Raw genomic sequence first — 24,937 nt, 5'->3', positions numbered from 1 at the left:
AGTCCTAGAAAATTTGGACTGATTTCATGCTACAATAGCCTATAATAAATTAATATATGCTCTAATATCAATTATAGTCATTGTTTGACTTTATAGCAATGAAATCACTATTTCTATTCGTATTAAAGGTGTTCAATTTTATCAAAAATTGGAATCCCTCGTTTTTAATAAATAGCATGCTTTAACTGTTTAACATAGAATAACCGAACAATTAAAAAATAAATGATTTGAATCAAGGCAAAACTACCTAATACAAATGTTGCTTCCTTCATTAAATTAAAGTCAAACATGTGAGATAAAGCAGTTAATGCAACTGCTCCGTGAATTAACGCAACAATAATTGGAGCAAAAAATAACAAGGCAGTCTGTCGATTTACTATTTTTTTCAATTCATTTTGTGTTAAGCCCATTTTAGCAACTGAACCAAACTTACGCTTATCATCTTCCAAATCTGAGTATAACCTAAAGTACAGAAAGCTTCCTGCTGAAACAAAGAATACTATACCAATGAATAAGCCAATAAATAAGATTGGTCCAAAGGTCTTATTGATTTGATAAACATTATAATCAACGGACTGTGCTTTATACGGGACCTTTTCAGATATCTTTTCCCCAGCTTCAACTACTTTGTCTGTTTGTCCTTTATCCACTTGCCATACATAATACATACTACTTCTTAGTGGAGAACCTAATTGTTCATAATTATTATCTGTAATAATATAGTAACCATTAAACTCCGGTAAAATTTCAGTTTCTATTTTAGCCGTTGGGGTTAGTTCTGCACCATTTTCCAATTTAATAGTAGATTCCATTAGTTGATCACTAGGATTGGAATACGATAAAATTTTCGAACTCTGGTCCACTACAATAGCTTCTTTTTCCCCCGGATGAATCTCTTTTTCACCAACGAGTCTGGCAAAGTTGTTATAATCGGATGCCTTTACAAATAATACACCTTCATCTCTGTATGGAGATGAATAATAATTTAGCGCTATCTGCTTCATCTCAGAATGAATATCTTTTTCATTTAGGATGGCTTGGATTTGATTTAATTCGTTATTAATATCCTTATCCGTATCATCTGCATATGAAAAATACGTGATGGAAAATGGATTTGCCTGTACCATGCCTTTTGTAAGATAAGATTGAAATCCAAATAAAGTACCTATAGCACTAAAAGCAACAGTCGAAATAATCGCTACCATAAAAAATGTCCTAGCATTATCCTTCATTCGAAATGACAAATCTGAAAATAAAAGCATATTCGTCTTTCGCCAAAAAATTGTACGATTCCCTTTTAGTTTTCTTATGATGTATACACTAAGCTGTGTAAATAAAAGATACGTACCGAGTATTACCACTACAATAACTGGAATCATAGCGTAAACGACTAGTGCGCCCTTTACAGTTAAGGCAACTCCATAGCCGATAATTAGTAAGAGTGCAGCAAAAATAGCTAAGAATATATTTGCTTTTGGTTCCCCTTTTGACTGTTTATCTCCTTTAATTAAATCTATCAATTTTTTCGTACGTAGAATAAACGCTACGAACATAGAAATAAACAAGAATAATACCATAAAGCTAATGAATGTAACTCCAATAGCAAGTGATGGAAAATAGAAATTTAGAGATTCATTAACAATTAACACATTTTCAGCAATGAGGAGAACAGCCTTGGAAAATACTAAACCAAGAAGAATTCCACCAACTGTCGCTAGAAACCCTACTAGTATATTTTCCATAAACACCATTAGCCGGATCTGGGTCGTGGATGCTCCTTGTAACATCAATAGCCCAAACTCTTTCTTTCTTGACTGTAAAAATGAGCTCATCGAGTACAATACAAAGAAGAAAGAAAAGATATAGATGATTCCACCAGCTACTGCCATACTAAAGAGGGCCTTGGAATCTACAGTACCACCTGTAAAAACAGGGTGAAAAGCAAAGTTAGCAAACGTGAAAAAAACCATTACTGTAAATAAACTACTTAAAAAATATGCTACGTACAGGCGCTTATTGCGGAGAACATTATTAAACGCGAACTGACGAAAGGTCATTGCCATCGCCTCCCATCAAGGAGAGCATGTCTATAATCTTTTGGAAAAATGCTTGTCTTGACTCTCCATGGTGTATTTCCGAATGTAGCTTCCCGTCTCTGATAAAGATAACGCGATCCGAATAGCTAGCTGCCTGTGGATCATGGGTTACCATCAATAGACTAGTTTGTTCTTTTTCATTAATAGAAACAAGCATTTCCATTACATCCTTCGACGCTTTGGAGTCTAGATTTCCTGTTGGCTCATCAGCAAGAAGAAGCTTCGGTTCATGAATCATGGCGCGAGCAATAGCCACACGCTGTGCTTGACCACCAGATATCTCATAGGTACGTTTATTCATAATTGCACCAATCCCTAGCTTCTCAGCAATCGTACTCGCTTTTTCTTTCATTTCCTTTATTCTTGCGCCATCTAGAGTTAATGGTAGAACGATATTTTCTTCAACTGTTAATGTGTGTAATAAATTAAAGTCCTGAAAAATAAACCCAAGCTCCTGTCTACGAAACTTTGCAAGCTCATTCTTTTTAAGCTGATGTGGACTTTTGCCATCGATTTCAACCACTCCTGCAGTTGGCTCATCAATGGTTGAAATAATATTAAGCAGTGTAGTTTTCCCACTACCAGACGGCCCCATTATTGCCACGAATTCACCTTTTTCAACCTCTAAATCAATATCTGTTAATGCTCTATATGCAACCTTTCCTTCGTATACCTTACCTACTTTCTTTATTTTAAGCATAATCGTACTCCTTTCTATCTCGTTATATGTAGTATAGCCCTTCTCAACAGTGGCTAACTATCGATTATGCTTTCATTAACCTTACATTGGTGTAAGGTTTTGTGACTTAGAAAAAACAATCCGGATTGTAGTACCGCGATTTTCCTCAGATTCAAGCTCAATACGATGCTCTAGCCTTTCACTTACCTCCTTCACTAAATAAAGTCCCATTCCTGTTGATTCACGAAAGCTCCGCCCATTTTCTCCGGTAAAAAACTTCTTAAATACACGCTTTTGGTCTACGACAGGAATCCCTACCCCAAAATCCTTCACTTCTAGTATTGCCTTTCCAGCTCGTTCATATAGTGAAATGATAATACTCTTGCTCTTCCCAGAGGAATATTTAACAGCATTATGAATGAGCTGGGACAACATAAAGAAAAGCCACTTTTCATCCGTCTCTACCGTAATCCCTAATTTATCTTCTTGAAGGTGCGGGTATACCTCACTTCGGATGAAAAACCGTTTGTTTTCTTGGTTCACTTCATGTACAAGCTTCGATAAAACAACGGGCTTTATTTGAAAATCTTCCTCTATAGTTCGAAGCCTAGCCATATATAACACGGTATTCAACCCATTCCGCATCCTCTCTGTTTCTTCCCTTATGCTAGACGATTCTGGCTCATCAATGCTTTGTGCCGTTAACTCGATAACAGAAAGAGGCGTCTTCATTTGATGCACCCAGCGGTCCATAAAAAGAATATGCTCCTCTTGACTCTCCTTTGCTCTCTGAAGCTCCTCTTGGTATAGGTGGTATTGTGAACGTAATAATTGATCAAGTGCCTCTGCTATAGACGTTTGATCTGTCCGCTCTAAGGAACCATCTAAGCTATCGATTGGATTAGACAATCGCTTATAATAATACATTCGACTAAACCATCGATATACGAGAAAACAGCTAAATAAAAAGAAGGATAGAAATACCGCATATCCAATTAATTTAATGTTCCGATACCCATCCAACCAAAATAGTAATGGTAGAATGGTACACTGAACACATTGTAGAATGATAAGAAGAACATGATCTCGCAAAAATAGTTTCATCCCTTTGCCTCTTTCCACGTTATTCGTAGTCGATAACCTGCTCCTCTAACTGTTTCAATAGCATCCTCGACACCCAAATCTTGTAGCTTCTTTCGGACACGCGTGATATTAACATTCAGTGTATTTTCATCAATATATGCTTGGTCGTCCCATAACTTAATAAGCAAATCCTCTCTTCCCGCAACACGTGGGAAACGATCCATCAGGCTTTCCATAATATCCGTTTCCTTTTTTGTTAATGTTACGACAGCCTTTCCATATCGCAGTTCTAACCGCTCTGGAAATAATTGAAGACCATCCTGTACTAACACTCTTTCTTCATGTTTGGAGGCATACTCACCATACGCACGTCGAAGTTGACTTCTAATCTTAGCCATGACGATATCGGGATGAAATGGCTTCGTAATGAAATCATCACCACCATTTTCTAGTGCCATTACCTGATCCATCTCTCCTGTCCGAGCGGAAATGAAAATTACTGGGCAAATCGATTCATTACGGATTTGTCTACACCAATAGTAGCCATCATAGCTAGGTAAATTAATATCTAATAAGACAAGGTCAGGAAGTTCTTTTCGAAACTCTTCCATCAAGTTTTCAAAGTTCTCTGTTAGCGTCACATCATATCCATATTTCGTAATATAGTTTTGCAGATATTCGGCAATTTTCAAGTCATCTTCCACAATCATGATTTTTTCCATATTTCATCCTCCTTCATCCTTTCCCTAAACGGGCTATGAATTGATAAAATCGCAATAAGCTGTTGGTTTAGTTCCTGAAAAGATGTCTTGTAGCCTTCTTTATGCCATTCAATGATGATGCCTATAATTGCATTCGTTTGATAGCTAATTAAATAATCTATATCTATCGCTTGTTCCTTTATAAAGATTTCATTAGTAAGAGAATCCTTCATGAATGACCGGACCGTATCAAAAAACAAATAGTAATACATCATTGGAATTCGTTCATCAAAGATGATTTGGTAAAAGTCTTGGTATTTCTTTACATGATGAAATATTTTAATCATATCTGCTTGGATATTTTCTATATTATAATTTGTCTTAAAAATCGGCTCCTCATAGGACTGCTTTAAATCATTTACGATAACCTCTAGATAGTGCTTAAATACATCATGAACATCCTTATAATGCAGATAAAATGTTCCTCTATTTATATTAGCTAAGCGACACAGCTCTGCTATGGTAATAGCTTCGAGAGGCTTCGTTTTTAGTAATGCTAGTAGTGCATGCCGTAAACTTGCCTGTGTTTTTACAATTCGCAAATCCTTTTTCATATTTTTTTCCTCCATTAGTATACACTTCTTTTAAAAACCGTTGATTAATTAACGGTTATTACATTTTCTGTTGTTTGTACTACTAGTGGTAATGACGTATAATTTTATTGTACAAGTGTTCAATATTTTCTTCAATTAAGAGGAGGAGATTACGTTGAAATTAAAAAACAAAGTAGCGGTGGTTACTGGTGCAGCTTCAGGGATGGGGAAGGCTATTGCAGAACTTTATGCCAAGGAAGGCGCAAAAGTTATTGTAGCAGACCTTAACCTAGAGGGAGCAGAAGAGGTAGTTAAAGGAATTACTGAGAATAATGGAGAAGCAATAGCTGTTCAAGTAAATGTTGCCAAACAAGAAGATGTTGACAATATGATTGATACAGCAGTAAAAAAATTTGGCACACTAGATATTTTAGTTAATAATGCCGGTATTATGGATGGATTCGAACCAGTTGCAGATATTATGGATGAGCGCTGGGATCTAATTTTTGAAATCAATACGAAGGGTGTTATGCGTGCGATGCGCAAAGCAATACCGATTTTCCTCGAAAAAGAATCAGGTGTTATTATTAACACAGCATCAACCGGTGGCTTAAATGGTGCCCATGCAGGTGCAACTTACGGAGCATCTAAGCATGCTGTTATTGGCTTAACGAAAAATACCGGTTATATGTATGCACAAAAAGGTATTCGCTGCAATGCTATAGCACCTGGTGCAGTTGCAACCAATATTTCCGCTTCGATGAAAAATGTTAATCCATTTGGTATAGAACGTACAAAGCCTGTACAAGGAGTCATTCCTCGAATTGGACAACCAGAAGAAATTGCCCAGGTTGCACTGTTCTTAGCATCTGATGAATCAAGCTTTGTAAATGGATCTGTTATTACAGCTGATGGTGGTTGGACAGCTGCATTTTAATACAAATTAAAGATGATTAGCTGAAGGCTAAAACCAAAAGTCCAACGATTTTTCGGTTTTAGCCTTCACTTTTTAACATGAACTGACACCCAAGGATGAACATGCTACTATAAGGATAACTGGTTGAACTAGGGGGATGTTTATGCCGGATTGGTCTTATCATGGAATTTTTAAACCGTTGTTATTTAAATTACCACCAACTATATCAAGGGAGTTCATTCACAAAGGAATGAATAGCATCGCTTCACTCCCATTTGGGATTGGACCTAGGATTATAAATTTTTTAGGAAGAGAAGAAAGCTCTATTTTAATTCGACAAGAAATACATGGGATTGACTTTCCAAATCCTGTGGGTTTATCTGGTAAAATTGATCCACTACTTTCAGGAACTAGGGCGTTTACTAATTTAGGCTTTGGTTTTATTGAGATTGGGCCAATATCCATGGAAATGACAGAAAAATTTACTAGTCCAATTGTAGATCAAGCGAACCAAAAAATATCCTTTCCTCCTAAAATAGAATCTATTGGAATCGAAGAGACTGTTAAAAAAATAAGGAAATTAAAAAAGAAACAACCAATTTTTTTTAGGCTTTCTGGCAATTATCATGAAGTGGTATATATGCTAAAGAAGCTTGATAGCTATGCAGATGGGTTTATTTTAGAGGCAAATTTCAAAGAGACTATAAAACAAACAAATAAACCACTATTTTTAGTTACCTCTCTAGTAAATGAAGAGATTATAGATAGTCCTTTTTCTGGATTACTATTAGAGCACAGCTTTGAAGAAGGTAGTTTAGTTGAGAAAATCAAATCGTTACGAAAAATGGGGTATCATGGCACCATTATAGCATCGGGAGGAATCTATGAACCAGAACAAGCCTTACAAGCTTTAGATTCGGGGGCTAATTTGATAATGCTAACAGATGGCTATATATTTGCAGGGCCTGGATTACCAAAGAGGATTAATGAAGCACTCGTTGATCGTTCTTCGATTCGCCCCTCTCCTCAAGCCGGCTGGTTTGCTTATTGGTTATTTGGCTTGTCCATTTTAATTGGCGGAATCATTGCCTTTATCTTAAGTATTACAACGATAATTCTCCCATATGATGAAATATTTCTTAATATGAAACGTCAAACAATATGGGCTTTTAATGACAGAATTATGCTATTTATGGCACATGACAGAATGACTCTAGCTGGAACCATGATTTCTGGTGGAGTAGTCTATATGCAGCTCGCCAAGCACGGTGTAAAATGGGGATTGAAGTGGGCAAAGCAAGCCATTGATATAGCAGCTATTATTGGATTCCTTGGTATATTTGCCTTCATTGGATTTGGTTATTTTGATTGGCTGCATTTACTATTCTGGCTTATATTACTCCCTTTTTACCTTTATGGTTTGTATAAAACACGAGGAATCCGAGGTACCCCCGCATCTAAGAATAGAAGAAATGACAGAATTTATAAGAGAGGCATCTATGGTCAATTGGCATTTGTACTTTTAGGTTTTTCCTTTGTTTTGGGTGGAGTAATCATATCATTTATTGGTGTCACCAGCATCTTCGTGTCTACAGATTTAGCTTATATCTGTATGCCAAAAGAAATGCTACAAGAATTTAACGAGAATTTACTTCCGGTATTAGCACATGATCGAGCGGGATTTGGTAGTGCTTTACTCAGTGTTGGCTTATTAGTTTTGACTATGTCGCTATGGGGAGTTCAACAAGGAAATCGATGGGTTTGGTTGACCTATTTAATCGGCGGCTTACCAGCATTTTATGCAGGATTATATATACATTTTGCAATTGGCTACACAACATTCATCCATCTACTACCTGCTTATATTGCATTCGTTTTATTTTTAATCGGTCTAATACTTACATACTCCTTCTTTAGAAAGCAATATTAAAAAAGATACTGCACCCTTTTAAGCTGGACAGGGTGCAGTATTAGTTTGTTGATTATGAATCAGCTGGTGGAACAATCCTATTATTCATACTAGTATAGGAGAGCTATTGGATTGACGTTTTGAACTGGTCTTCACTTCAATTCATCCTTGTTAACTTTTGAAATGGTTGATAGACTTAAAAATTTACTTATTTTCCGCTTAGTCTAAAGCTGAAATAGCAAGGACTTTAGCTTACCAATAAGGATAATATGGGTACCCGTAGCCATACCCATACCCATACGGTCCAATTAAAGAACTACCCACTAATCCACCTAGAACTCCTCCGAGAAACGGTGCGCCAAAGCCGAATCCAAATGGTCTGCCAAATCCAAACCCAAATGGCCTCCCAAATCCAAACGGCCTAAAACCAAATCCGAACGGACGTCTCCCAAATAATCTCTCATCATTTTCCCAAACCTGTGGGTAGCTTCCATCACTTCCCCAAACCTGAGGATAATTACCATCATTATACATACTTTCTCTCCTCCCCATATTTCAAGTAATCAATTGACTAATTGTCAATAGACAACTAACCTAGTCGTTTTTAAAATATGCTAAAATCATGGGTTTGCTTGGGCTACAACCTAAAGACAAAAGTCATTTTTCCTTAAATGGATTTATGCATTTATTTTGATTCATGACATTTCTGTGAAGATTCGTTTTAGATATATGTTTATGATAAAATATACAAAGATTACATGTATAAATGAAATAATTTTATAGGAGTTGAACTATAAGTGAAAAAGAGTTTACTGGCAATTACGAGCATTTTACTTTTCGCCATCTTAGCAGCTTGCAGTGACAGCACATCAAACGAGGACGGATCACAGAACGATATTAAAAAGTTAGTAAATGACTACAGTGTTGGTAACTATGAAAATGTGAATGCTTCCATTACATCTACTGAGCTTATTGTAACAGACAAAGAAGAGAAAAAGACTACCTATGCCCTACCAGAAAATGAATTTTTCGTATCCATTGCACCATTTGAAAATGAAACACACCCTTGTGCCATTCATAGCTTGACAGGTTGTCAAGGAGAATTAGCTGGAAAGGAATTTGAGGTTTTTATTGAGGATGATGATGGAAATGTTATTGTTGATCAAAAAATGGCATCACTTCAAAATGGCTTCATTGACCTATGGTTACCAAGAGATAAGACATTTGAAGTAAAAATTGGATATAATGGAAAAACTGCCGAGTCCACTATTTCCACCTTTGAAAACGACAATACATGTATTACAACGATGCAGTTACTTTAATTTTAAATATGCACCCAGATAATTCTAGGTGCATTTTCTGCTTTAGCCTCGTGCTTGAAAGTCCATTACTTTATTTACTTTTGATAGGTAAGCCCGAAAAAGAATATAAGCCATTATAGATACGAACATTCCAGAAATGTACGGTAGCCCAATACTTACTGAGTATAAATAGCCCCCTAATACAGGCCCAATAATTCTTCCTAATGAATCAAATGACGATAAATATCCAGTCGTGGCACCATGGCCAATTTTTGATTTCTTTGTTAATAAAGAAGATACACTTGGTCGAATAACACCATTTCCTATACCAAAAACAGCTAGAAAAATAGCCGCCGTTACAAAACTATGTGTGAATAGAATTAACCCAAACCCAATTACCGAAATGGAAATTCCCACTTGAATGACTAGCGCTTCTCCATATTTTTTAGATAAAATACCCATAGAGCCTTGAACGGCAGCACTAGCAAATCCCATAATCATGAAAGCATAGCCTAATGATATAGAGTCCATACCCGCTTTCTTTGCCGCAAAATAAGCAAAGGTTGCTTCTAAGCCAGATAATGATAAAGATATAAAAAATTGTAGAAAATACAGCATGGCTAATGGTTCATTTGAAACCTTATTCCATGACTTTTTTCTTTTTTGGACTACTGCTCTTGTTGAAAGATTTAATGATTCCCTTAGGCTAAATAATACAAATATTAGAGTAACAAAGGAAACTGTCCCAGCAATATAGAACGGTGTATGTAAATTAATATTTGTAAACGTACCACCAATTGCTGGCCCAAAAATAAAACCAAGTCCTGTAGCTGCACCAATTATTCCCATACCTTTTCCACGATCTTTCTCTGTTGTAATATCAGCGACATAAGCCTGTACGGTTGGCATATTTGCTGCAGACAGGATTCCACCTATTATGCGAGCAGCAAATAGCATCCACAAACTTGTGGAAATCGCCAATAAGAAAAAGGATAAAGATAACCCAAAAATACCAATCATCATTACTGGCTTACGGCCAACACGATCGGAAATACGTCCCCACATAGGGGCAAATAAAAACTGCATCAGTGAATAGACTGCCATTAACAAGCCAAGCTCAGTAGGTGTAGCACCCATATCCTCAGCGTAAAATGGAAGAACGGGAATAATAATTCCAAAACCAACCATAACTAGGAACATAATTAAAAATAAAATAGGTAGTACTTTATTCAACTTCAAGATAATTCCACCCTTGTATATGCTTGCAAGTCCATTGTAAACCTAGTAATAAAAAAATAACAGATTAACGAAGATAGATTTTTAAGAAGACAGGTATTCTAGTTAGAAACAAAAAGCATTACTTTAAATAAAAAAATAAGACGTGAGCATCAGCAAAGTAATTTAATGCTCTCCGTCATCAAAAAGTCCTTTCTAGGATGTTGGCATTGTAACGCAGTCTTTTAAATTTCTCATACAAGTATTGAATTCCGTATAATAGATAACATTTATAATGTAAATAAATAAAAAACTGAATATTACTTAAACGTTTCAGTCTTACGATTTTAAGCCTCTTTAAAAAATTCATAATTAAAAAAGCAAAGACTCCGTCAGCTATTACATTAATCAGTACAAATTTCTTGAAGTTACCAAATGAATATTTTAGTATCCATAACGAAATGGGCATGTAAGGACCAATACTAAAGGGTAACTCGTCCCTTAAAAAGAATCTAGGTTTATCGTAAAACTTCCACCATTTTCTTTTATGACCATAAATATGATTTATTATCTCAAATATAACAATAAAAATCGCTGAAACTGAAAAACGTTTAATATGGTGTTTACCAAGAAATAAAATTGATAGCCACGGAACAACAAGCAGTAAAACATTAAATAGCAAATGTTTTCTAGATATCATACATAACCCCACCTCTTCATCCTTCTGTTTCTTTTTAAGGTGTCCATTTGCTATAAAAAAAATCAAAAACTGTACAATAGTTAGTAGAATGGATTTTCCTGTACATTAATCCAGTAATCACTTGTTTCTAATTCTCCTGCTAATTGCAATAACAAATCCTCTCGTCCTCTCCTAGCCATCACTTGTACGCCACAAGGAAGACCGTCCTCTGTTTGATGCAGTGGAAGACTCATAGCTGGCTGCCCTGTTAAATTAGCTAGTTGCGTAAAAGGGGTTCGCATAAGACTTTTATGTGCCACTTGGTCCACAAAGCCTGACTTTTTCAATATTCCACCTAACCCTAGACCTCCAACGATTCGGATGAGCATTTTTTCTAATTTAGTCTGGTCTAACTCCCCTAATCGAGAAGGGGGAAATGCAGTTGTCGGTGTAAGATAGAAGTCGTACTCATCATGAAAATATTCCATTTTTATGGCTACTTCATCCCAAAACTTTAAGCTTGTTAAAAACTCCTCTGAGGATACAGCCTTACCTAGTAAACCTAATATCCATGTTGCTGGTTCTACATCGTTATATGTAACTTTCCTACCGATTATACTTTCAATGGCACGAAAAGTAGATCCAACCTCTGCAAAGTACATCATCATATAGCTATTTGCTAATCGCTTGCCATCAATTGGGGCTTCTTTTTCCTCGACTATATGCCCCATTGTTTCTAGGAGCTTAACCGTCTTAAGTACTGCTTCCTTGCATGCTGCATCAACAGTAGAGCCTAATGGTGATAAGGTGGTAAAGGCAATTTTTAATGGCTGTCTAATTGGTGTCTCGGAAGCAATTAAATAGGATTCGGTATATTTTCGCGCATAAAAGGCATTAGTTCGGTCATATAGATACTGATCCAGCATTGCAGCACTATCACGGACCGTACGACTTAGAATATGGTCAACAGAAGCACCTTGCCACGAACGCCCCCTTTTTGGTCCAACCGGCGTACGACCACGAGTTGGCTTTAATCCAAAGATTCCACAATAGGCTGCAGGAATCCGAATTGATCCCCCTCCATCATTAGCACCAGCAATAGGAACCATACCTGAAGCTACAGCAGCTGCTGAACCACCACTTGATCCGCCTGGTGTATAGTTAATGTTCCAAGGATTCCTTGTAGGTCCATCATGTTTAGGCTCTGTAGTCCCCATCAGTGCAAATTCTGGAACATTTGTCTGACCGAGGATGGTCACACCAGTGTCCTTCAACTGACGAACAAACTCACTATCCTCATTAGCAATGAAATTAGCTAGTAACTTCGAACCCTCTGACATTAGATGACCTTTTGATTCCTGAGAGATATTTTTCGTTAGGACTGGAACTCCGGAGAAGATTCCAGTTTCGAAAGCTTCGATTTCCTCCTGATGTTTATAAATTTTGTAAATAACTGCATTTAGCTTAGGATTTTTTTGCTCAATTTCCTGAATAGCAGCTTCTTGGACCTCCTCTTGCTTTATCTCATTATTTTTTACTAGTTCTGCTAGTCCAAGAGCATCATAATTTTTATATTCAAACACAATATCTTCCCCCTAACATCTCTAACCCCTACACTATTAAATGAAAGAATTTTCTTATAACTGTTATCTATTTTACCATAAATGAATTAAGTACTATTTGTACGCAAAATAGAAAAGCCCAAATCTAGTTTAGATTTAGGCAATTACTGTGAGGTTTTAAATTTAATTATTTTATCAAATGCTACTTTATCAAAACCCTTTGCGAAGGATTGATCCGTTCGCAATGACTTTCCAAAATGATATTGCTCTGCACCTACAGCTTTATGAATCCATTCGATATTAGTACTCGTTAGTCCTGATCCTGGCAGAATCTTAGGACCTTGAAGTCTAACTGATAAGTCAACTAATCTTTTTAAGCTGTTCTTCCCGTCTTCACAATTTGCTTTCCCACCTGAAGTTAAAATACGACGAACATTTTGTTTGAATTGATTTAGGATAAGATAAGCAGCCTCTTGGGAAGACACCTCATCAAATGCACGGTGAAATGTAATGTCTAAATCTGGAGAGAGTTGAATAATATTTTTCAATGCTTCCTCATTGATTGTGTTATCTTTGTGGAGTGCACCGAATACAATACCAGTACCTCCAAGTGAAATTATGTTATTAACATCTTCATACATCGTATCTAAGTCACTAGAACTATAATGAAAATGATAGCTATGTGGCCGAATCATAATTTGTACTGGTATGGATACACTTTTTAGTACCTGTTTAATTGTTCCATAACTAGGGGTTAGTCCTCCTTCTCCTATACCAGAAACTAATTCAAGCCTGTCAGCTCCTAACCTCTCAGCTTCTATTGCTTCTTCTACTGTTTGAACAATAACTTCAAGTAACATCTTTACCCCACTTTTCTAATTTTATATTTTACTTCACTTTTTTAAGGAGGGCTCTATTCATCCTATTAACATGTGCCATTTTCTAACGTATTAGGAAATAATCACTTTAACAAATGATGAAGAAGCCTGTCCTTATCTTCAAAAAGCTGCTGAAATATCTGATTAGATCAATATATTTTATGTAATAACCCGAAGTGTAGATCTCCTCTCTAGCTTACTTAATTTCTTATATGATACGTCAAACCCAAGCTACATACAAAAATATTAGGGTTTACAAAAATAAAAACATTCTATATAATAATAGAGGATAAAATATTCAGAATTTAATGGGAGGTTGTATGCTATGGTTAAGTTTAATAATGTGATCAAAATGGCTAAATTTAATTATTTGCTTCATACAACCTATGTGTCATGTTAAACCTGTTTAGTTTATTTAAATTTTACTGACTATAGACCATAGAATGTATGATATATTCTATGGTTTTTTATTTTCTACTCTACTTTAGGTGGCTATTTTAGTAGAAATATGTATTTTCATTTAAAGAACCATTCCAATTACGAATGGTTCTTTTTTTGGTAGAAAATTAACCATGTATTGGTAGAAAGAGAAAGGTATTTTAGTAACATATTACTCTTATTATCTGCCATGCTTTCCAATAGTTAGTATGATTGAAGAATCGATCAGATTTGAAATTCTGAAGATAAAGGGAGATGAAACAATGGACATCAAGATTATCAAATACGATGACAGTTACGCTGCAAAGGTTGCGGATATGTGGAACCATAGTAGAGATGGCTGGGGTGGAGCAAACACCGTAGATACAGAGGAAACGATTCTACACCGTGAAAGGAACTCAACTAATATTCACACATTCCTTGCTCTAGAAGGAGAAAGGGTTGTTGGATATTGTGGATTTAGTGAATATCGCGATGATGAAGGCGCATTATATATTCCACTTTTAAACGTTCGAGATGATTACCATGGAAAGAAAATTGGGAAGAAATTACTCTTAACCGCATTACAGGAAACAATCGACTTAAAATGGCCAAGACTTGATTTATATACATGGTCTGGGAATACAAAAGCTGTTCCTCTCTATAAAAAATGCGGATTCTTCTGGGAGGATAGAGACGATACGACACATTTAATGAATTTCATGCCAACGGTATTACATACAGAGGCAGTGAAAGATTTCTTCCATGATGTTAATTGGTATGATATTAGTACTAGAAAAATTGAAGTGAAGCCAGATGGTAGGGTAGAAAACGACTTTCATTACTATGAATACTTATGGGAAAAAGAAAAAACACAACTTCGGATTGAATTTGAACGCACTGGAAGGGGAATTCGTCTGATTGAAACAGATGATTATTTAATTTCTGCGCATGTCGATCAACATCAGCTCGTATTTGGCGAACACTATTCTATTCGTTATAAAATAGAAAACAAAACAGGTAAACCTCTTCATGTATCATTAAATGGTGTAAGCGACAAGAATATAGATTTTACACTTGAAAAATCAATGGATGTTACGGGTATGGAAGAAGTTATTGGTACCTTCTATGTTGGTGCAATTGATGAAGAGCAAAATACCTTTCACACACATCCAGCTGTGCAAGCTACTGTTCATATCAATGGAAAAGAGGCAGTCTTTAAGGTGGGTATATTACCGAAATATCCTGCCCAGCTAGAAGCTCATGTGCTTGAAGATTTATCATTCATTGATCAACAAAACGTCTTTTATTTAGACCTAAAAAATAACTTTCCAGAAAAAGTTCAATTCGAGATGGTGTTTCCTGAATCGCCACTTATCCATCTAAAATCACAGCAATTTGCTACTAAATTAGAAGCAAAGGAAAGAATATCAATCCCATTTGAATTTGTAACGAAGTCTCATGGCTACTATGATGCGAAGCTGGAGCTTAAAGCAATAAAAGAAAACGGTGAAGAAATTCATTTTAACAAACAAATTGGGATTCCATTAAGAGGCATTGGTGCACGGTTTCATGGAGAAGACCAGGATAGAATTCAATTGTTCAATGGTCAATATTTTGCCTCTCTCATAAAAGATGGGAACACTATTCAAATAGGCCGAAAGAAAAATGATGAAGCAATTGTTCTAATGACACCTAAAGTCGGTAAGCCATATTCAGAAGAAATTTCAAAGGCAAAACCAGTTGCAAAAGAATTTTTTGAGGGAATGGGCTATATCGGAGCGAAAATCTCGTACGAACTGACAGCTTTTCCAGGTCTCCAATTACATTATGTAATAAAGCTATTCGGTGAAGGTCTTGTTGAAAACTACTATGAGGTAGAGAATTCATTAGATGTTCCAATCGAACAACCGATATGGTTCAGCCAATCCATTATTTTTGATTTAGAAAAAGCATTAATCCCTTATCGTGGGAAGATTATTGAATTGGATGATTCAATTGGTAACTCGTATCACTATTGGAATGAAAAACAGGTTAGCGAGAATTGGATTTTTGTTAAAAAGGATAGTAATCCGCTTGGAATGTGCTGGCACGAAAATGATAGCATACACTTTGGTAACTGGTTTAGCTATTTTGAGCATAATCTCGGACACATTAATGAAAGAAGCATTGCTAGAACAAATTCGCATTATTTTTCAATTGGGGCATTCCATGATTTAGAGAGCTTTCGAGCTTTTGCAAGGCAATCTAATAATAACCCTATAGAAAAAACAATAGACCATTTAAATATTTCATTACAGAATTCTAATCCATTTGTTCAAGGGGAAAAAGCAGTTATTCAGGTTACTGACTATAAATCCAATTTTTTACATGGTGAATTGGCAATTTCCCTATTTCGTTCTGAAAATGATATAGCAACTGCCAAGTTTAATCGTGAAGAACAACTTACAAAATGGGTTACAGAAATAGACTTAAGTAAATCGCCATCCATTTCAACACTAAAGCTTAAAGCAAATCTAGATGCTGCTAATGTTGAAAGGGAAACAGTAGTTATTCGCTCATTGAATAGCAAGCTGAAAGAAGCTATTGTTCAAGAAAATGGTTTAGAAACATGGAAAATAGATAATGGGGTTATTCAGTTCAAAGCCTCACCTAATTTTTTCCCAGCACTACATTCCTTAAGCTACCAAGGGCATGAATGGTTAAATACATCATTTCCTAATCCCGGACCAAAATTATGGTGGAATCCTTGGTCTGGAGGAATAACAAGTGGATTAGCTGCTATCAGGCCCTATTCCCTTGCAAAGGAGAAAACAATAGCAAGCTTTACTAGCTTAATTGATAACAAAGGGAATCATTGGCAAGGCATTAAATTGTCTACTTCCATTGTAGAGAATGACGATTACAAAGGGCTGAAGTTTCATCAGTACTTTCTCACGTTACCAGGTACTCCGGTCTTATGCCATGTATCTGAAGTTCAGCAAGAGACTGGGAAGCTGTTAAATAACAAAGCATGGATAACTGATGGATTCTTTATGCCAGGGGCTACCGTGGAGGATAATTGGGCGAAATTCCAAAATCAAGCTGGTAATTGGACTAAGTTAGTCGCCGGTAAGGATGAAAATGATTTCTCTGTTGAGCGCAATATGCTAATTGGCTGTAAGAATCGAAAAGAACAATTACAAGTTATTTCTAGCTCGGAAAAAACTGCTCGAGAAGCATATATAAATAAAGAAATATTGCTTCATGTCAATGAAGAAAAACTTACAATCCCATCCGGAAAAACACAATTTACTACACCTAGCTTCTATATTTTTACTGATGAAGCAATTGCAAGTGATGCACAACAGGATTTAGAACAGATTTGTTTCGACGGAAAAATTCCAGAATAACTAGACTTTATCAAGCTGAAGTCTTTGTTGTTGATTCTCAGCACGAATTAATAATAGGAGTTATTAACACAAAACAATTAAGCATATGAAATGGTACTGATCCCAGAAGGTTAGATATTTTACTCTACCTCGGCGGTCGGTACCTTTCATTATTCTAGACGTTTTCTCTTCTTTCATAGGGAACTGTTACACATCCCCGTTTCGACAATAAATGACAAAAAGATAGAAGTGCTTGGCACCTCTTCCTTTTTTAAATAATTTTGATACAATGAGAGTTGGTAATTATCTTAAAATTTTCCGAGATGGGGTGTTTTGTCTGTCAGTCATTATTTCCTTTTTAAAGGTTTTGCCTTTTATTTTATTTTACGGTCTTATATTACTTCTTATCTATTTATATCTTAAAGACAAGTATCAAAATCAGCATTCAATTTTAAAAACACATCCACTGTTAGGCAGACTGAGGTACATTTTTGAAATGATTGGTCCCGAGTTCAGGCAATATTGGTTCTTAAATGATAAGGAAGGTAGACCTATTGACCGGGATACACAGGAAACAATTGCAAAAGCTGGTAAATATGCGAACACAGTAATTGGGTTCGGTTCGAAGAAGGATTTTAGTAAAACAGACTTCTATTTATCTAATTCCATGTTTCCGTTAAATGTTGATGAGTTACAGGTTGATAATTCTTCACCTATCACTACATACACGTATCAAATAATAAATGAGTCCATTACTAGTAGAAAAGAAAAAAGAAACCAAAAGATAATCAAACCATGGCACTTAACCCAAGACGATAGTGTTGTTATTGGAAGAGAACGTGAACATCCGTTTAAAGTAAAAGGTCTAATCGGAATCTCTGCTATGAGCTATGGGGCTCTTTCCAAAAGTGCAGTGAAAGCGCTATCCCAAGGGGTAGCCATTAGTGGAGGAAGCTTTATGAATACTGGGGAAGGTGGTATTTCCCCTTATCATCTTTCAAAGGTATACCGCATTGTCGAAGGAGCTATGGTGCCTTCAGAGCGAATAAGTAGGAAGATTTTTTCGTATATAAAAGAATATCCGCACGCTTCTAATTTTGAGCTTGAAAAAAAATTTGGCGATCATGCTAAAGTAACCGTTCAAGATCTACTTGAAAAAGGGGTTCTAGAAGAAAAAGGAGCAGACCTAATCTTCCAAGTAGGTTCTGGCTTATTCGGCGCAAGGAAGGATGGAAAATACTGTGAAGAAACTTTCCTAAAAAATGCACTCCGTCCAGAGGTTAAGGCAATTGAAATTAAACTTGCGCAAGGAGCAAAGGTTCGTGGTGGAAAATTGCCTAAAGAAAAGATCACGAAAGAAATTGCTGAGATAAGAGGAGTAGAGATGGGGAAAGATGTAGAAAGTCCGAATCGATTCCCATTGTTTTCAGATATGGAAGGCTTGTTTAAATTAATCACCCACTGGCAAAAGATCACTGGAAAACCTGTAGGAATCAAGGTAGTTGCCGGTGATAATCACTCCTTCGATGAACTAGCAATTCATATAAAAGAGACTGGTGACACACCAGACTTTATATCAATTGATGGTGCAGAAGGTGGTACTGGGGCTACCTATCAGGAAATGGCAGATGGACTTGGTTTACCGATTTTCTCTGGCATTCTAATATTGGATCAAACATTACGTAGATATGGGATACGGGACAATATCAAAATAATCGCTTCTGGAATGTTAGCTACCGCAAATAAAATGGCTACCGCACTATCTCTTGGAGCAGATTTAATCTATGTTGCAAGAGCTGCAATGAATACGGTGGGATGTATAAATGCTGGAAAATGCCACACGAATCTTTGTCCCGTTGGAATTACCTCACATTTACCACATCTTGAAGCAGGTTTAGCAGTAGAGGAAAAAAGATTCCGTACGGCCAATTATTTAACTACCATGCGAGAAGGTTTATTTATGCTTGGAGCATCGTGTGGTATAGACTCACCAACAAAATTTAGCCTAGAGCATATCACGTTAAGAAAGTCAGATAATGATGTAAAAAAATTCTCTAACACGCTTAATTTAGAACATTTCCAAGCCACAGAAAGTGTAGAAAACGCAATTGAAAGGGTCCGAGAATTTGTAAACAGCTAAGAGGGGAGTGCCTGTCACTCCCCGAATTTCAACATATTTTCTTCATCCAATTATCCCTAGTTAACTTCATATTGATGGAATCAATCCATTCTCCTTCATATTCTAAATCCTTCTCATCAATACTATGAAATACAAAGCCAACTTTTTCATAGACTGCTTTCGCCCTAGGGTTAAAAGCAAATACACTCAATGTTATAAAATTTATATCTGTATGCTGAAATAGGTAATTAACCATTAGTTGTGTTGCTTCTGTCCCAAGACCACGATTCCTACCTCTTGGCCCAATCATAATTCTGAAATTCATACTATTTTCCGCTTCATCATACAGATTAGCTACCACCTCACCAACTAGGTTTTCAGTTGATTTATCAATAATAGCCAGATCCAAACGGTCTAATTGCTCATTTCTAGTATTATACCAATCCCAGACTTCTTGTTTATCAAAGTCATCTGTAGATCCGGTTAGCTTTATAACTTCTGAATCCTGTAAACACTCTTCTAAAAATGGAAAATCCTCTTTCATTTTAAATGGTCTTAAAATAACTGTCTCCCCTTCGATTATTGGTTTATGTTTTAAATTAACCATATCATTTACTCCTTTAATACAGAATCATCCAACATTATAAATCACTATTCGTTACAAAAGATTTGAAATTTTACCAATAATTTTATTATACCCTTCTATTTCTTGTTCAACAAACATATTCTATGTAGGAAAATAAAGAGGGATGAATTCGCTTCTACGATGAGGCGACTAATTCTTCCCTCCAATTAGCATTCGAATGTATTCATTCTAATAATTGCCATACATAATTTCGGCAGTAAATGACATATCCCAGGAGTGACACTCACTACACCCTACTTCAAATTTCAATTAAAATAGGTACTATCATAGGTCGTTTTCGTGTATTTTCTCTTATATACTGGCCGATTAATTTTTTGATTTGTTTTTTCTTTGTGTTCCATGAATATCGATTTTCTGCATGAAGTTCTTCTATCGTTTCAGTTATAATCCCTATCATCCCTTTTCGAAGTTCTGAGAAATGATTATCAACAAAACCACGAGAAATTATCTCCGGCTCGGCGAGCATTTTTGCATCTGGTTTACTCATTGGTAAAATAATCATGAGCAACCCATCTTCAGAAATGTGCTTTCGATCTCGTAAAACAAATTCCATATTCCCAACATCGATTCCATCCACATAGGTACTACCTACCGGAATAGTTCTGGTAGAACGGGCAATTTTGTTTTCAACCTCAATAACATCACCATTATTAATCAAAAATATATTTTCTCTCTTTACACCAATAGCCTCTGCGAGCAGCAGATGATGATGTAGCATCCGATATTCACCATGTATTGGAACAAAATAAGTTGGCTTCATAAGTGTAAGCATTAGCTTCAGATCCTCCTGGTAACCATGACCAGAAACATGTAACCCAAAGCTACTCCCAGAACCGTAAATAACATGTGCACCCAGTTGATAAAGATTATCTATTATCGTAGATATATTCTTTTCATTCCCGGGAATTGGTCCAGCTGCAAGAATAACCGTATCCTCCGGAAGAATTTCTACATCACGAAAATTTCCAGTGGAAAGACGACTAAGTGCAGCACCTGGTTCTCCTTGGCTTCCCGTACATAATATCGTTACATTCTCTGGAGGTAATTCCATCGTCTCCTTCGGTTCAATTAGCATCCCCTTAGGAACCGTCAAATACCCTCGTTCTATGGCCACATTAACTACATTTACCATTGATCTGCCGATAAGTGCTAATTTTCGATCCGTTTTTTCCGAAGCCTGAACTATCTGCTGAACACGACTTATATTAGATGCAAATGTTGATACAATAATTTTCCGTTTTGCTTTCATGAATAGCCCTACTAAGTTTTCACCAACCATCTGCTCTGACGGGGTAAAACCTTGTCTTTCTGCATTTGTACTCTCCGACAGCAAGAGTAGTACCCCTTTATTGCCAATAGCAGCCATTTTGTGGATATCAGGCCGTTCCTGATTCGCAGGAGTCAGATCAAATTTAAAATCACCGGTGTGTACAATAGTACCCTCTGGAGTATTAAAAACAATTCCGAGGCAATCTGGGATACTATGATTCACTTTAAAAAAGCTAATGGTTAGTTCTCCAATCTGGACCTCTGATTCAGAATTAATTTCATAAAGCGTGCTTTCCCTTAATATCCGATGTTCTTTTAGCTTAATCTCGATGACTCCTAGTGTAAAACGCGTAGCATAAACAGGAACATTAATCTTCTTTAAGAAATATGGAACCCCACCAATATGGTCCTCATGACCATGTGTAACTATTAATCCTCGTATCTTTTCCTTGTTCTCTTCCAGATAAGAAAAATCCGGGATTATTAAATCTATTCCTAATAACTCCTCATCTGGAAACTTGTTTCCACAATCAATGAGTACAATATCATCCCCATATTCGATAGCATACATATTTTTCCCAATTTCATTTAATCCGCCAAGCGCAAAAACTGATAATAGTTTTCCCAAAGTAAAACCTCCCCAGTTTGTAACTTTAAATTAGTATGCCCATTGAGCTTCCATTTATGGGGGGAGGAAAATCTATTTTTATCATTCGAGCAATTCATTCGACTATAAAATAACAGAAAAAGGAGAGACAGGGGATGTATATACCTGTCTCTCTACAATGATTCTTTTATTAGCTTTCGATAATAGGCTACTGATAGTACACTAAATATGGAATAGAGTATTGTGTAAAGTGACATAACGATGATCATTGGTGTCCATAGTTCTGTACCAAACCAAAACCAGCCTGATTTAACTGCAAAATAGCTATGGCTTAATCCTAGTACTAATGGGATTCCGAAGTTAAATAGTTGCTTCACCTTTATCCCATTTAAAATATCAGTACGAGTGAATCCTAGCTTTCTCAAAATAGTATAGCTTGACTTCTCTTCCTCTCCTTCATCCATCTGTTTAAAATAAAGGATACATCCTGAAGTAATTAAGAAGGTTAGTCCTAGGAACCCGACGACAAACATAGCAATACCCATGATCTGCTTTTGTCTTTTAAAATCTTCTAGCTGCGACTCATGACCTGGCCATTTTCCTAATTCTAGCTCATTGAAAATTTCATTTGCCTTGTTTAAGTCTCCCCTGTCAGTTATATCGACCCCAATTGAATGAGTGAATTCACTATGCTCCTCTGGGTCAATATCCGCAGAAATTTGTTGATATAACGCTTCATCTATGACAGCGACAGGAAGCCCGCTATTCGTTAATCTAAGTGGAAGCACATTATTATCCTTCATACCAACAAACTCTAGCTCATACGTTTGGCTCTTTCCCTTTAGTGAGAAACTTCCCTCTTTAAATGCCATAAATGTCTCTGTTGCTCGATTACTATTAATAAAAATGGACTTATCCTTATCTACGTCAATCTCTTCTAAATAACGATCTGAAATAACTGTCAGTGGTAATATCAAATCTTCATCATTTCGTTCTGAATCATTTTTATCGGTTAATATGTTTGTTCCATCAGCTTTAACTGTTACTATTTCCATTTCTGTTTTCGTATAGTCTATTTGCTGCTCATCAAGCATTGCGATGAACTCTTCTGCATGACCCTTATTAGGAATGGAAAAATCATATATTATTGATTCCTTAGAAGATTTTTCAGCAGAATAATAAGCAATATACGTTAATGACAATAAGCCTATTGCCAATGCAGAAACAGTTGTTACCACAGTAAGTAACAAAGAATTAGACTTCATCCGGAACATTATCGATGATAGTGACAATACTTTATGGATAGAAAGATAGCCATTATTCTTTTTTCGAATAAGATTAAAAATAAACCGAATAGACCCCTTATAAAAGAAATAAGTTCCTATGATAACGGAAGCAAGAATAACAAGCATCGCCATAAACATTTGCTCCATCATTACAAACTGTCCATCAAAAAGTTTTGTAGATAAATAATATCCAAAAATGATTAATCCCAGACCTAGTACACCAATGAATATTTCAATAAATGATACCTTCCGCTTCTTGTCTTCAGATGTGGAGGTAGTATGAAATAATGACAAGATGCGTTGCCGCTTAATATATAAAGCATTAATCAACATTATTATGATATATATAGCAGCAAAAACAATAACCGTTAGCACTAACGCACGAGAAGAAAATCGTAATGCCGCAACCTCATCCATCGCAATAATTTTTAGTAATACCATCATAATTAGCTTGGAAGAAATAAATCCAAGGAAAATCCCAATCACCATTGAGCTAAAGTATAAAATAATGTTTTCCAAGCCAATAATTCTAAATATTTTCCCTTTAGATAATCCCACTAACTGAAATAGGCCGATCTCTTTACCTCTTCTTTTAATAAATAGGTTATTTGCGTACACGAGAAACACCGTAACGATGGCAATTAATAAAATGGAACCCGTCTTCATTGCTGCTTCTCCCTTTACAGATCCAGAAACACTATCCATCGCTGGGTCATATTGTAGGGTCACAAAAGCAAAATACAATGCGACACTAAATATAAGGGCAAAAACATAAAGATAATAATTTCTCATATTTTTTAACAGATTACGAAAGATGAGTTGTTTAAAGCTCATTTTGCACCCCACCTAACACGCCCTGTGTTTTAATGATGTCATTAAAAAATTCCTGCCTACTTTCATCCCCACGATTTAGTTTCGTAAATATTTGTCCATCTTTAATAAAAATTAATCGACTACAATAGCTAGCCGCTAGTGGATCATGTGTCACCATGATGATTGTGGAATTAAGTTTGTTATTTAAATCACTTAGCTTATTTAGTAAGTCAGAAGCAGATTTGGAATCTAGTGCTCCTGTTGGTTCATCAGCAAATATAATGCTAGGATTATGCACAAAGGCACGCGCTGCAGAAGTCCGCTGTTTCTGTCCACCAGATATTTCATTTGGATACTTGTCCTTAACATCATAGATGCCTAATTCCTTTGCCACTTGTTCAAATAAAACTTGTGCTTCTTTATTTGGTACCTTATTAACAGTTAGAGGTAACATAATATTCTCTTTTACGGTCAACGTATCTAGTAAATGATACTCTTGAAAGATAAAACCTAAATGAAGCTTACGAAATTCCGCTAATTGTCTTTCTTTCATTCTGGTAAAATCCTTACCATCAACACGTATAGAGCCTTGGGTAACACTATCAATGGAGGAAAGTACATTAAGTAAAGTTGTCTTCCCTGACCCAGATGGCCCCATAATACCAACGAATTCCCCTTTTTCCACTGTAATATCAATACCCTTTAAAACCTCTTGTCTATTCCATTTATTTCCGTATTTCTTTACAATTTTTTTCGCTTCTAATATGCTCATCTTATTCAACTCCTTTGTCTACCTT

Annotated in this window: 18 protein-coding genes; 5 read left to right on the top strand and 13 right to left on the bottom strand. The window is 36.1% G+C overall.

What is annotated here, in order from left to right; genetic code table 11:
• Positions 1-164: 164 nt before the first annotated feature.
• From KI338_RS00350 to KI338_RS00330, 5 genes are all read right to left on the bottom strand, one after another.
• Positions 165-2,057 (bottom strand): ABC transporter permease, encoded by a 1,893-nt coding sequence (locus tag KI338_RS00350; protein ID WP_212919000.1) that lies wholly within the window; start codon positions 2,055-2,057, stop codon positions 165-167.
• Complete coding sequence (locus KI338_RS00345) at positions 2,032-2,796, bottom strand: ABC transporter ATP-binding protein (RefSeq protein ID WP_212918999.1); 765 nt, start codon at positions 2,794-2,796, stop codon at positions 2,032-2,034. Before KI338_RS00345 ends, KI338_RS00350 begins: the two co-directional genes overlap by 26 nt.
• An 81-nt stretch (positions 2,797-2,877) precedes the next feature.
• A complete protein-coding gene (locus KI338_RS00340; RefSeq protein ID WP_212918998.1) occupies positions 2,878-3,879 on the bottom strand; it encodes a sensor histidine kinase in 1,002 nt (333 codons plus the stop codon).
• The gene (locus KI338_RS00335) at positions 3,876-4,580 is read right to left on the bottom strand and encodes a response regulator transcription factor (RefSeq protein WP_212918997.1); all 705 of its coding nucleotides are present in this window, start codon (positions 4,578-4,580) and stop codon (positions 3,876-3,878) included. Before KI338_RS00335 ends, KI338_RS00340 begins: the two co-directional genes overlap by 4 nt.
• The gene (locus tag KI338_RS00330) at positions 4,565-5,173 is read right to left on the bottom strand and encodes a TetR/AcrR family transcriptional regulator (protein WP_212918996.1); all 609 of its coding nucleotides are present in this window, start codon (positions 5,171-5,173) and stop codon (positions 4,565-4,567) included. The genes KI338_RS00335 and KI338_RS00330 overlap by 16 nt, the downstream gene beginning before the upstream one ends.
• Before the next feature lie 154 nt (positions 5,174-5,327).
• On the opposite strand from KI338_RS00330, the gene KI338_RS00325 reads away from it, so the two are divergent.
• Both KI338_RS00325 and KI338_RS00320 read left to right on the top strand, forming a co-directional pair.
• A complete protein-coding gene (locus KI338_RS00325) occupies positions 5,328-6,089 on the top strand; it encodes an SDR family oxidoreductase (RefSeq protein WP_212918995.1) in 762 nt (253 codons plus the stop codon).
• 142 nt (positions 6,090-6,231) lie between these two features.
• On the top strand, positions 6,232-7,998 hold the full coding sequence (locus tag KI338_RS00320) for a beta/alpha barrel domain-containing protein (protein ID WP_212918994.1): 1,767 nt from the start codon (positions 6,232-6,234) through the stop codon (positions 7,996-7,998).
• Between the two features lie 231 nt (positions 7,999-8,229).
• On the opposite strand, the gene ymaG is transcribed toward KI338_RS00320, so the two are convergent.
• Complete coding sequence (gene ymaG / locus KI338_RS00315) at positions 8,230-8,511, bottom strand: inner spore coat protein YmaG (protein WP_244853241.1); 282 nt, start codon at positions 8,509-8,511, stop codon at positions 8,230-8,232.
• Positions 8,512-8,774: 263 nt separating this feature from the next.
• Here ymaG and KI338_RS00310 point away from each other — a divergent pair, with 263 nt between their 5' ends.
• The gene (locus KI338_RS00310) at positions 8,775-9,299 is read left to right on the top strand and encodes a CueP family metal-binding protein (protein WP_212918993.1); all 525 of its coding nucleotides are present in this window, start codon (positions 8,775-8,777) and stop codon (positions 9,297-9,299) included.
• 42 nt (positions 9,300-9,341) lie between these two features.
• On the opposite strand, the gene KI338_RS00305 is transcribed toward KI338_RS00310, so the two are convergent.
• From KI338_RS00305 to KI338_RS00295, 3 genes are all read right to left on the bottom strand, one after another.
• Complete coding sequence (locus KI338_RS00305; protein ID WP_212918992.1) at positions 9,342-10,517, bottom strand: MFS transporter; 1,176 nt, start codon at positions 10,515-10,517, stop codon at positions 9,342-9,344.
• Positions 10,518-11,273: 756 nt separating this feature from the next.
• The gene (locus tag KI338_RS00300) at positions 11,274-12,755 is read right to left on the bottom strand and encodes an amidase family protein (RefSeq protein WP_212918991.1); all 1,482 of its coding nucleotides are present in this window, start codon (positions 12,753-12,755) and stop codon (positions 11,274-11,276) included.
• 143 nt (positions 12,756-12,898) lie between these two features.
• A complete protein-coding gene (locus KI338_RS00295) occupies positions 12,899-13,594 on the bottom strand; it encodes a copper homeostasis protein CutC (protein WP_212918990.1) in 696 nt (231 codons plus the stop codon).
• Between the two features lie 719 nt (positions 13,595-14,313).
• Between KI338_RS00295 and KI338_RS00290 the strand changes: the two genes are divergently transcribed.
• On the top strand, positions 14,314-17,421 hold the full coding sequence (locus tag KI338_RS00290; protein WP_212918989.1) for a GNAT family N-acetyltransferase: 3,108 nt from the start codon (positions 14,314-14,316) through the stop codon (positions 17,419-17,421).
• Positions 17,422-17,896: 475 nt separating this feature from the next.
• Positions 17,897-19,540: an FMN-binding glutamate synthase family protein gene (locus KI338_RS00285; RefSeq protein WP_212918988.1), complete on the top strand. Its 1,644-nt coding sequence runs from the start codon at positions 17,897-17,899 to the stop codon at positions 19,538-19,540.
• Between the two features lie 28 nt (positions 19,541-19,568).
• Here KI338_RS00285 and KI338_RS00280 read toward each other — a convergent pair whose 3' ends face one another.
• The 4 genes from KI338_RS00280 to KI338_RS00265 form a co-directional block, all read right to left on the bottom strand.
• Entirely contained in the window at positions 19,569-20,126 is a 558-nt protein-coding gene (locus KI338_RS00280) for a GNAT family N-acetyltransferase (RefSeq protein WP_212918987.1), read from the bottom strand.
• A 277-nt stretch (positions 20,127-20,403) separates the two neighbouring features.
• On the bottom strand, positions 20,404-22,005 hold the full coding sequence (locus KI338_RS00275; RefSeq protein WP_244853379.1) for a ribonuclease J: 1,602 nt from the start codon (positions 22,003-22,005) through the stop codon (positions 20,404-20,406).
• 209 nt (positions 22,006-22,214) lie between these two features.
• On the bottom strand, positions 22,215-24,161 hold the full coding sequence (locus KI338_RS00270; protein WP_212918985.1) for an FtsX-like permease family protein: 1,947 nt from the start codon (positions 24,159-24,161) through the stop codon (positions 22,215-22,217).
• A complete protein-coding gene (locus tag KI338_RS00265; RefSeq protein WP_212918984.1) occupies positions 24,151-24,912 on the bottom strand; it encodes an ABC transporter ATP-binding protein in 762 nt (253 codons plus the stop codon). Before KI338_RS00265 ends, KI338_RS00270 begins: the two co-directional genes overlap by 11 nt.
• Positions 24,913-24,937 lie beyond the last annotated feature (25 nt).

The sequence above is a fragment of the Ornithinibacillus bavariensis genome (assembly GCF_018333235.1).
Classification (GTDB): domain Bacteria; phylum Bacillota; class Bacilli; order Bacillales; family Amphibacillaceae; genus Ornithinibacillus; species Ornithinibacillus bavariensis.
The sequence above is the reverse complement of the archived record's forward strand: the minus strand, read 5'-3'. Positions and strand labels throughout refer to the sequence as shown.